This is a genomic window from Aquabacterium sp., assembly GCF_049317225.1.
Taxonomy (GTDB): Bacteria; Pseudomonadota; Gammaproteobacteria; order Burkholderiales; family Burkholderiaceae_C; genus Aquabacterium.
Window position 1 is genome coordinate 1 of the sequence record NZ_JBMOIR010000032.1, and the last position, 10757, is coordinate 10757.

The following is a 10757-nucleotide window of genomic DNA, read 5'->3' on the forward strand; positions in this document are numbered from 1 at the left end:
CGTGAAGGCGGTCGTACCGTCGGCGCCGGCGTCGTTGCCAAGATCATCGAGTAATGTGGTTTCAGGCGTAGGGGTATAGCTCAATTGGCAGAGCGTCGGTCTCCAAAACCGAAGGTTGTAGGTTCGATTCCTACTGCCCCTGCCACCTACTGAACCACCGCTGTTACACAGCAGCCCGCAGATCGCATGGTCTGTGGGCTTTGCTGCCTCAAATTTCACGTTCATGTCCAACGCGCAAATCGAAACCGTTGCCTCGGGTGCTGACAAGGCCAAATTGGCTGCTGCCGGCCTGTTGGTTGTGGGTGGTGTGGCTGCCTTCTACCTGCTGGGCAAGCAGGATTTGTGGTTGCGCATCATCGCCTTGCTGGTGTTGATGGCGGCTGCCGTGGGCGTGTTCCTCACCTCGGTTCAGGGTAAGGAGCTGGTGGCATTCGGACAAGACTCCGTCAAGGAGTTGCGCAAGGTGGTTTGGCCTACGCGTCCTGAAGCCATGCAGATGACTTTGTACGTGTTCGCCTTTGTGGTGGTCATGGCCTTGTTCCTGTGGTTGACCGACAAGACACTGGAATGGGTTCTCTATGATCTCATTCTGGGCTGGAAGCATTGATCTTCCTGCAATAACAACACGAGGCTGAAGCATGAGCGACGTTCAAACCGCCCCCACCACCGCACCGTTGCGCTGGTATGTGGTGCACGCCTATTCCGGTATGGAGAAGGCCGTCGAGCGCAATCTGCGTGAACGCATTGACCGCGCCGGCATGCAGGATCAGTTCGGTCGCATTCTGGTGCCGACCGAAGAAGTCGTTGAAGTCAAGAACGGCAAAAAGTCGGTGACCGAGCGCCGTTTCTTCCCTGGCTATGTGCTGGTGGAAATGGTGATGAGCGACGACACCTGGCACTTGGTCAAGAACACCTCCAAGGTGACGGGTTTTGTGGGCGGTGCCAAGAACCGTCCGGTGCCCATCTCGGAAGACGAAGTCATGAAGATCGTCAACCAGATGCAAGAGGGCATCGAAAAGCCGCGTCCCAAGGTCGAGTGGGAAGTGGGCGAAGTCGTTCGCGTCAAGGAAGGCCCGTTCACGGACTTCAATGGCTCGATCGAAGAAGTCAACTACGACAAGTCCAAGCTTCGTGTGTCGGTCACGATCTTCGGTCGTGCCACACCGGTCGAGCTGGATTTTCATCAGGTCGAAAAGATCTGACCCGGCCGCACTGACGGCTGGATGCAAAAGGCCCCTCGCGGGCCTTTTTTCATGGTTGTCGCACAAATTGCTTGCAAGGTGCGGCGGCCTCGGACTAGAATCGCAGGCTTTCCTCCGTGGTGAGGAGGTCTTTCTATGGCTTATTGCGTGCGGTAGGCCGGCCAAAGTCCAAACACTGCCGCTTTCAGTCGCTGGCGACACAGTGACACGAGGAGCCTGGTTTGCGGCGTGAGTCGTCCCGGGCGTTTGCACTCAACCATCTGGCGTGGCCGCCGGGTGGTCTAAGGAGAAAACATGGCCAAGAAGATTATCGGCTTTATCAAGCTGCAAATCCCGGCTGGTAAGGCTAACCCCTCGCCACCAGTGGGTCCCGCGCTGGGTCAGCGCGGCCTGAACATCATGGAGTTCTGTAAGGCGTTCAACGCCCAGACTCAAGGTGTTGAGCCCGGTCTGAAGCTGCCCGTGGTCATCACGGCGTACGCTGACAAGTCCTTCACGTTTGTCATCAAGACGCCTCCTGCAACCGTTCTGCTGAAGAAGGCTGCCAAGATCGAGAAGGGCTCCAGCCGTCCTCAATCTGACAAGGTTGGCAAGCTGACACGTGCTCAGCTGGAAGAAATCGCCAAGACCAAGCAGAAGGACCTGACCGCTGCCGATCTGGACGCCGCTGTGCGCACGATCGCTGGTTCCGCCCGTTCGATGGGCATCATCGTGGAGGGTGTGTAATCATGGCTAAGCTGACCAAGCGTCAACAAGCTTTCGCTGGCAAGGTTGAAACCACCAAGCTGTATTCCTTCGACGAAGCCGTCGCGCTGATCAAGGAAGCTGCCACCGCAAAGTTCGACGAGTCGATCGACGTCGCCGTGCAACTGGGCGTGGATGCCAAGAAGTCTGACCAAGTCGTTCGTGGCGCTGTCGTGATGCCTAACGGCACCGGCAAGACCAAGCGCGTCGCCGTGTTCGCCCAAGGTGCCAAGGCTGAAGAAGCCAAGGCCGCTGGCGCCGACGTCGTTGGCATGGAAGATCTGGCTGAGCAAGTCAAGGCTGGCAACATCAACTTCGATGTGGTGATCGCTTCCCCCGACACGATGCGTATCGTCGGTACCCTGGGTACGGTTCTGGGTCCTCGCGGCCTGATGCCTAACCCCAAGGTCGGCACCGTGACCCCTGACGTCGCCACCGCTGTCAAGAACGCCAAGGCTGGTCAAGTCCAGTTCCGCGTTGACAAGGCCGGCATCATCCACGGCACCATCGGTCGCCGTTCGTTCGAAGCTGACAAGCTGAAGGGCAACCTGGCCGCTCTGCTGGACGCACTGACCAAGCTGAAGCCTGCTTCGAGCAAGGGCGTGTACCTGAAGAAGGTCGCTCTGTCCTCGACCATGGGCACCGGCGTGCGCGTCGACGTCAACAGCATCGCTGGCTGATCGACCCGAACTTGCCGTGGCTGACGCCGCGGCCGGCCCTCTCGCGAGTCTGGCGTGAGGGTTTGACAAGAATTGGTGGGCTGAAGCGCCTTGGCGCTTCAGGCTATCAAAGACCGTAGGCGTGATGTCGCAGGCTTGTACAGCTGGGGCATTGCTTAATGTTCGCCTACGCAGATGGCGTACCCGCTGTTGAAGGTTTCCACGTCTCATCCGAGGCTGGGTTCCGAGGCAGAAGGTCGCTGAAACCGGGTGTGCCCGGAGGTGCGTGTTCCTGTGAATGCGCACCGAGGGGCATGTTTTAAGGAGTAGACCTTGAGTCTCAATCGCAACGAGAAAGAAGCCGTCATCGCTGAAGTGGCTGCCCAAGCGGGCAAGTCGCAGACGCTGGCGATGGCTGAGTACCGCGGTCTCACGGTGGCTCAACTGGATCAGCTGCGCAAGAACGCTCGCGCCCAAGGTGTGTATCTTCACGTTCTGAAGAACACCCTGGCACGTCGCGCTGTTGCCGGCACCCCATTTGAAGTCGCTGCTGAGAGCATGAGCGGCCCGCTGATCTACGGCTTCTCCGAAGACGCCGTGGCTGCAGCAAAGGTGATCGCTGACTTTGCCAAGGGCAATGACAAGCTGGTCATCAAGGCTGGTGCATACGCTGGCAAGGCTCTGGACGCTAACGGCGTCAAGGCTCTGGCATCGATCCCCAGCAAGGAAGTTCTGCTGGCCCAAATTTGCGGTCTGCTGCAATCGCCGATCTCGGGCTTCGCTCGCGTTCTGGCTGCAGTGTCCGAGCAAAAGGGTGGCGGCGCTCCTGCTGCTGCTGAAGAAGCTCCTGCTGCTTGATGTGCTCTTTGAGCAATCAACACCGTATTTGATATCTAACCGATTTTAGGAACCCAAAATGGCATTCGATAAAGACGCATTCCTGACCGCCCTGGACAGCATGTCCGTGATGGAACTGAACGAGCTGGTTAAGGCCATCGAAGAGAAGTTCGGCGTGTCCGCTGCCGCCATGGCTGCTCCTGCTGCTGGTGGCGCTGCCGCTGGTGCCGCTGCTGCTGAAGAGAAGACCGAGTTCAACGTCGTTCTGACCGACGCTGGCGCCAACAAGGTTGGCGTGATCAAGGCCGTGCGTGAAATCACCGGTCTGGGCCTGAAGGAAGCCAAGGATCTGGTTGACGGCGCTCCCAAGAACGTCAAGGAAGGCGTTGCCAAGGCTGACGCTGAAGCCGCAGTCAAGAAGCTGGTTGAAGCCGGCGCCAAGGCTGAGCTCAAGTAAATCGTGGCGCGCCTCGTGCGCGCTTCGACAGCTCAAGAGGCTGCCCTTTTCGAAGGGTGGCCTTTTGGTGTCTCAGGGACAAATTCCCTGAGAACAGTCGAAAGCCCACAGTGGTAGTACACTGGTGGGCTTTTCGAGTGTTCTCTGAACCGACTGCGGAGAACCGGTTTGGTCGAGCCGGGGTGCAATGCCCTGGTTGTCTGCCAGCGGTTGGTAGTGGCCAACCACCAAGCCTCGGGCGCAATGCCCGAACGGCCAGTCGCCGAACAACGGGCTATTTCCTTGGCCGGGAAATGGCTTGAATTCGAAGCGGGATCACCCCTTTGGGTGCCCGAAACGGAGAGTTTATGGCGCAAGCAACCCCCTATAGCTACACCGAGCGCAAGCGGATTCGCAAGAGCTTTGGCAAGCGCGGCAGCGTTTTGAACGTGCCCTATCTGCTGACGATGCAGAAGGATTCGTACGTCGCCTTCCTGCAGAAGGACGTCCCGCCCCAACAACGCAAGCCTGAAGGCCTGCAAGCCGCTTTCCTCTCGGCGTTCCCCATTGTTTCGCACAATGGCTTCGTCGAGATGAAGTTCATCGAGTACAACATCGCCAAGCCGGCGTTCGATGAGCGCGAGTGTCAGCTGCGGGGCTTGACCTTCGCATCTGCCGTGCGTGCACGTCTGCAGATGATCATTTACGACCGCGAAACGTCGACGCCTTCGTCGAAGGTGGTCAAGGAAGTGAAGGAACAAGAGGTCTACATGGGCGAAGTGCCCCTGATGACCGACTATGGTTCTTTCATCATCAACGGTACCGAGCGCGTCATCGTGTCGCAGCTGCACCGTTCGCCTGGCGTGTTCTTCGAGCACGACAAGGGCAAGACCCACTCGTCGGGCAAGCTGCTGTTCAGCGCTCGCATCATTCCTTACCGTGGCTCGTGGCTGGACTTCGAATTCGATCCGAAGGACCTGCTGTACTTCCGCGTGGACCGTCGCCGCAAGATGCCGGTGACGACCCTGCTGAAGGCCATCGGCATGAACAACGAGCAGATCCTGGAAACTTTCTTCCAGTACGATCATGTGAAGTTGATGGACGCCGGTGCGCAACTGGCCTTCGTGGCCGAGCGCTTCAAGGGTGAAGTGGCCCGTTTCGACATCGTCGACAAGAGCGGCGCCGTCATCGTCGAAAAGGACAAGCGCATCACCGCGCGTCACACCCGCCAACTGGAGCAGTCCGGCACCACGCACCTGAGCGTGCCCGAAGAGTTCCTGCTGGGTCGTGTGCTGGCCAAGAACCAGATCGACCCCGAAACGGGCGAACTGATTGCCAAGGCCAACGAAGAGCTGACCGAGTCGCTGCTGAAGAAGCTGCGCGCGGCCGGCATCCGTGACCTGGAAATCCTGTTCACGAATGAACTGGATCAAGGCGCTTACATCAGCCAGACCCTGGCCACCGATGAAACCGCCGATGAGCTGGCTGCCCGCGTCGCGATCTATCGCATGATGCGTCCTGGCGAACCTCCGACCGAGGACGCCGTTCAAGCGTTGTTCCAGCGCCTGTTCTACAGTGAAGACACGTACGACCTGTCGCGCGTGGGTCGCATGAAGTTCAATGCTCGCGTGGGCATTGATTCGTCGACCGGTCCGATGACCCTGTCCAACGACGACATCCTGCGCGTCGTGAAGATCCTGGTCGAGCTGCGCAATGGTCGCGGCGAAGTGGACGACATCGATCACTTGGGTAACCGTCGCGTGCGTTGCGTCGGCGAATTGGCTGAAAACCAATACCGTTCCGGTCTGGCTCGCATCGAGAAGGCTGTGAAGGAACGTCTGGGTCAGGCCGAAACCGAAGCCCTGATGCCGCACGACCTGATCAACTCCAAGCCCATCTCTGCGGCTTTGAAGGAGTTCTTCGGTGCGTCGCAGCTGTCGCAGTTCATGGACCAAACCAACCCGCTGTCGGAAATCACGCACAAGCGTCGTGTGTCCGCTCTGGGCCCAGGCGGTCTGACTCGCGAACGCGCAGGCTTTGAAGTTCGTGACGTGCACCCCACCCACTACGGTCGTGTGTGCCCAATCGAAACGCCTGAAGGTCCGAACATCGGTCTGATCAACTCGCTGGCTCTGTATGCCCGCCTGAACGAATACGGCTTCCTGGAGACGCCGTATCGTCGCGTGGTGGATGGCAAGACCACCCACCAGATCGACTACCTGTCCGCGATCGAAGAAGGCAAGTACGTCATCGCTCAGGCGAACGCGTCGCTGGATACCGAAGGCCGTCTGACGGACGAACTGGTGTCGGCTCGTGAGCATGGCGAATCCGTGTTGACCTCGCCCGAGCGCATCCAGTACATGGACGTGGCGCCAACCCAGATCGTGTCGGTGGCGGCCTCTTTGGTGCCGTTCCTCGAGCACGATGACGCGAACCGCGCGCTGATGGGCGCCAACATGCAACGTCAGGCTGTGCCTGTGCTGCGCCCTGAAAAGGCCGTGGTCGGTACCGGTGTCGAGCGTGTGGCGGCCGTGGACTCGGGTACCGTGGTGACCGCCAAGCGTGGCGGTATCGTCGACTACGTTGACACGAACCGTGTGGTGATTCGCGTGAACGACGCGGAAACCGTGGCCGGTGAAGTCGGTGTCGACATCTACAACCTGATCAAGTACCAACGTTCCAACCAGAACACCAACATTCACCAGCGTCCGATCGTGCGTCGTGGCGACAAGGTGGGTGCCGGTGACGTGGTGGCCGACGGTGCATCGACCGACCTGGGCGAATTGGCGCTGGGTCAGAACATGCTCGTGGCCTTCATGCCCTGGAACGGCTACAACTTCGAAGACTCGATCATGATCTCCGAGCGCGTCGTGGCTGACGACCGCTACACCTCGATCCACATCGAGGAACTGGTGGTCATGGCCCGCGACACCAAGCTGGGCTCCGAAGAAATCACACGCGACATTCCGAACCTGTCGGAAAACCAACTGGCCCGTCTGGACGAGTCCGGCATCGTGTACATCGGTGCGGAAGTTGGTCCTGGCGACGTGCTGGTCGGTAAGGTGACGCCGAAGGGCGAAACCACCCTGACGCCGGAAGAGAAGCTGCTGCGCGCCATCTTCGGTGAGAAGGCGTCCGACGTGAAGGACACCTCGCTGCGTGTGGACCAAGGCACCTCCGGTACCGTGATCGACGTGCAGGTCTTCACCCGTGAAGGCATCCAGCGTGACAAGCGCGCTCAACAGATCATCGACGATGAACTGAAGCGCTTCCGCCTGGACCTGAACGACCAGCTGCGTATCGTGGAAGCCGATGCTTTCGACCGTATCAAGAAGCTGCTGATCGGCAAGGTCGCCAATGGTGGCCCGAACAAGCTGGCCAAGGGCACAACCCTGGACGAGGCCTACCTGGCTTCGGTGGACAAGTTCCACTGGTTCGACATCCGTCCTGAAGACGGCGAACTGGCCAACCAGCTCGAGTCGATCAAGAACGCGCTGGAGCAAACCCGTCACAGCTTCGATCTGGCCTTCGAAGAGAAGCGCCGCAAGTTGACGCAAGGCGACGAGTTGCCCGCTGGCGTGCTGAAGATGGTCAAGGTTCACCTGGCCGTCAAGCGTCGTCTGCAGCCTGGTGACAAGATGGCCGGCCGTCACGGTAACAAGGGTGTGGTCTCGAAGATCGTTCCGATCGAAGACATGCCTTACATGGCCGACGGAACGCCGTGCGACATCGTGCTGAACCCGCTGGGTGTGCCTTCTCGTATGAACGTGGGTCAGGTGCTGGAAGTGCACTTGGGCTGGGCTGCGAAGGGCATTGGTCAGCGCATCGGCAACATGCTGCAGCAAGAAGCTGCTGCTGCCGAGCTGCGCAAGTTCATGGACGAGCTGTACAACCAGTCCGGCGGCAAGAAGGAAGATCTGGACTCCTTCTCTGACACCGAGATTCTGGAAATGGCAGACAACCTGTCCAAGGGGGTGCCGTTCGCGACCCCCGTGTTCGACGGTGCCAAGGAAGAAGAAATCCGCGCCATGCTGCAGTTGGCCTACCCGGCTGACATCGCCAAGGCGAAGGGCCTCACGCCGACCCGTACGCAGGCTCAGCTGTATGACGGCCGCACCGGTGACGCGTTCGAACGTGCCACCACCGTGGGCTACATGCACATCCTGAAGCTGCACCACTTGGTCGACGACAAGATGCACGCCCGTTCCACCGGTCCTTACAGCTTGGTCACGCAGCAGCCGCTGGGTGGTAAGGCTCAGTTCGGTGGTCAGCGTTTCGGTGAAATGGAAGTGTGGGCCCTGGAAGCCTACGGCGCGTCGTACGTGCTGCAGGAAATGCTCACCGTCAAGTCCGATGACGTCAATGGCCGTACCAAGGTCTACGAGAACATCGTCAAGGGCGAGCACTCCATCGACGCTGGCATGCCCGAATCGTTCAATGTGTTGGTCAAGGAAATCCGTTCCTTGGGCATCGACATCGAACTGGAACGCAACTGATTTTAGGAATAGGAGAGCCCCCCATGAAAGGTTTGCTGGACCTGTTCAAGCAATTCACTCCTGATGAGCATTTCGATGCCATCAAGATTGGTCTGGCCTCTCCCGAAAAGATCCGTTCGTGGTCTTTCGGTGAGGTCAAGAAGCCTGAAACCATCAACTACCGTACGTTCAAGCCTGAGCGTGACGGCCTGTTCTGCGCCAAGATCTTTGGCCCGATCAAGGACTACGAGTGCTTGTGCGGCAAGTACAAGCGCCTGAAGCACCGCGGTGTCATCTGCGAAAAGTGCGGCGTTGAAGTCACCCAGACCAAGGTTCGTCGTGACCGCATGGGTCACATCGAACTGGCCGCTCCTTGCGCGCACATCTGGTTCCTGAAGTCCCTGCCTTCGCGCTTGGGCCTGGTGCTGGACATGACCCTGCGTGACATCGAACGCGTGCTGTACTTTGAAGCATACGTCGTGGTGGACCCTGGCATGACCCCGCTGAAGAAGTTCAGCATCATGTCGGAAGACGACTACGACGCGAAGCGCGCCGAGTACGGTGATGAGTTCGAGGCCCTGATGGGCGCCGAAGGCATCCAGAAGTTGCTGGCCGACATGGATCTCGACGTCGAGATCGACCGTCTGCGCAACGACATGACCGGCTCCGAGTTGAAGGTCAAGAAGAATTCCAAGCGCCTGAAGGTGATGGAAGCCTTCAAGAAGTCCGGCATCAAGCCCAACTGGATGGTGATGGACGTGCTGCCTGTGCTGCCGCCCGATCTGCGTCCTTTGGTGCCACTGGATGGTGGCCGCTTTGCGACCTCCGACCTGAACGATCTGTATCGTCGCGTTATCAACCGGAACAACCGTCTGGCTCGTCTGCTGGAGTTGAAGGCCCCTGAAATCATCGTGCGCAACGAAAAGCGCATGCTGCAGGAAGCTGTGGACTCGCTGCTGGACAACGGCCGTCGTGGCAAGGCCATGACCGGTGCGAACAAGCGTGCCCTGAAGTCGCTGGCCGACATGATCAAGGGTAAGAGCGGTCGCTTCCGTCAGAACTTGCTGGGTAAGCGCGTCGACTACTCCGGTCGTTCCGTGATCACCGTGGGCCCGACCCTGAAGCTGCACCAGTGCGGTCTGCCCAAGCTGATGGCCCTGGAGTTGTTCAAGCCTTTCATCTTCGCTCGTCTCGAAGCGATGGGCATCGCCACGACCATCAAGGCTGCCAAGAAGGAAGTCGAAGCCGGTACGCCCGTGGTGTGGGACATCCTGGAAGAGGTCATCAAGGAACACCCCGTGATGCTGAACCGTGCGCCGACGCTGCACCGTTTGGGCATCCAGGCGTTCGAGCCTGTGCTGATCGAAGGCAAGGCCATTCAGCTGCACCCGCTGGTTTGCGCGGCCTTCAACGCCGACTTCGACGGTGACCAGATGGCTGTTCACGTGCCGCTGTCCATCGAAGCACAGATGGAAGCCCGCACCTTGATGCTGGCCTCCAATAACGTGCTGTTCCCTGCCAACGGCGAACCTTCCATCGTGCCGTCGCAAGACGTGGTGCTGGGTCTGTACTACGCGACCCGCGAGCGCATCAATGGCAAGGGCGAAGGCATGGTGTTCTCCGACATCGCCGAAGTGCAGCGCGCGCTGGACAACGGTGTGGTCGAAATCACCGCCAAGATCAACGTCCGTCTGACGGAATACACCAAAAACAAGGAAACGGGCGAGTTCATCCCCGAGACCAAGTTGGTGGAAACCACGGTCGGTCGTGCGCTGCTGAGCGAAATCCTGCCCAAGGGCCTGCCTTTTGCGAACATCAACAAGGCGCTCAAGAAGAAGGAAATCTCTCGTCTGATCAACACGTCCTTCCGCAAGTGCGGTCTCAAGGAAACCGTGGTGCTGGCTGACAAGCTGCTGCAAAACGGCTTCCGTCTGGCCACGCGCGCCGGCATCTCCATCGGCATCGATGACATGCTGGTGCCCAAGCAGAAGTACGAGTTGATCGAGCGCGCCGAGAAGGAAGTCAAGGAAATCGAACAGCAGTACGTCTCCGGTCTGGTGACCGCTGGCGAGCGCTACAACAAGGTGGTGGACATCTGGGGCAAGACCGGCGACGAAGTCGGTAAGGTCATGATGCAGCAGCTGTCCAAGCAGAAGACCATCGACCGCAACGGCAACGAAGTCGATCAGGAATCGTTCAACTCGATTTACATGATGGCCGACTCCGGTGCCCGTGGTTCGGCAGCGCAGATCCGCCAGCTGGCCGGTATGCGGGGTCTGATGGCCAAGCCTGACGGCTCCATCATCGAGACACCGATTACTGCAAACTTCCGTGAAGGTCTGAACGTTCTGCAGTACTTCATCTCCACCCACGGTGCCCGTAAGGGTCTGGCGGATACGGCGTT

At 59.1% G+C, this 10757-nt stretch carries 8 protein-coding genes and 1 tRNA gene; all 9 read left to right on the top strand.

Annotated features, from left to right (window positions below; genetic code table 11):
* Positions 1-69 precede the first annotated feature (69 nt).
* A tRNA-Trp gene (locus ACOYNB_RS13840) sits at positions 70-145 on the top strand.
* A 78-nt stretch (positions 146-223) separates the two neighbouring features.
* Positions 224-607, top strand: coding sequence for a preprotein translocase subunit SecE (gene secE / locus ACOYNB_RS13845; protein WP_374258041.1), 384 nt, complete (start codon positions 224-226; stop codon positions 605-607).
* Between the two features lie 31 nt (positions 608-638).
* A complete protein-coding gene (gene nusG, locus ACOYNB_RS13850) occupies positions 639-1202 on the top strand; it encodes a transcription termination/antitermination protein NusG (RefSeq protein ID WP_374258039.1) in 564 nt (187 codons plus the stop codon).
* A 294-nt stretch (positions 1203-1496) separates the two neighbouring features.
* Positions 1497-1928, top strand: coding sequence for a 50S ribosomal protein L11 (gene rplK / locus ACOYNB_RS13855; protein WP_374258037.1), 432 nt, complete (start codon positions 1497-1499; stop codon positions 1926-1928).
* Positions 1929-1930: 2 nt separating this feature from the next.
* On the top strand, positions 1931-2626 hold the full coding sequence (rplA, locus tag ACOYNB_RS13860) for a 50S ribosomal protein L1 (RefSeq protein ID WP_374258036.1): 696 nt from the start codon (positions 1931-1933) through the stop codon (positions 2624-2626).
* A gap of 312 nt (positions 2627-2938) precedes the next feature.
* On the top strand, positions 2939-3463 hold the full coding sequence (rplJ, locus tag ACOYNB_RS13865; RefSeq protein ID WP_374258034.1) for a 50S ribosomal protein L10: 525 nt from the start codon (positions 2939-2941) through the stop codon (positions 3461-3463).
* Between the two features lie 58 nt (positions 3464-3521).
* Positions 3522-3899 (top strand): 50S ribosomal protein L7/L12, encoded by a 378-nt coding sequence (gene rplL / locus ACOYNB_RS13870; RefSeq protein ID WP_374258032.1) that lies wholly within the window; start codon positions 3522-3524, stop codon positions 3897-3899.
* Between the two features lie 347 nt (positions 3900-4246).
* Positions 4247-8374 carry a DNA-directed RNA polymerase subunit beta gene (gene rpoB / locus ACOYNB_RS13875; RefSeq protein ID WP_422839587.1) on the top strand — a complete coding sequence of 1376 codons (4128 nt, stop codon included), beginning with the start codon at positions 4247-4249 and terminating at the stop codon, positions 8372-8374.
* Positions 8375-8397: 23 nt separating this feature from the next.
* The coding region (gene rpoC, locus ACOYNB_RS13880) for a DNA-directed RNA polymerase subunit beta' (protein WP_422839588.1) at positions 8398-10757 on the top strand (2360 nt) is incomplete at its 3' end.

Bases quoted from the DNA above. Each gene is read 5' to 3' on its own strand.
- secE (WP_374258041.1), top strand. From the start codon at position 224: ATGTCCAACGCGCAAATCGAAACCGTTGCCTCGGGTGCTGACAAGGCC.
- nusG (WP_374258039.1), top strand. From the start codon at position 639: ATGAGCGACGTTCAAACCGCCCCCACCACCGCACCGTTGCGCTGGTAT.
- rplK (WP_374258037.1), top strand. From the start codon at position 1,497: ATGGCCAAGAAGATTATCGGCTTTATCAAGCTGCAAATCCCGGCTGGT.
- rplA (WP_374258036.1), top strand. From the start codon at position 1,931: ATGGCTAAGCTGACCAAGCGTCAACAAGCTTTCGCTGGCAAGGTTGAA.
- rplL (WP_374258032.1), top strand. From the start codon at position 3,522: ATGGCATTCGATAAAGACGCATTCCTGACCGCCCTGGACAGCATGTCC.
- rpoB (WP_422839587.1), top strand. From the start codon at position 4,247: ATGGCGCAAGCAACCCCCTATAGCTACACCGAGCGCAAGCGGATTCGC.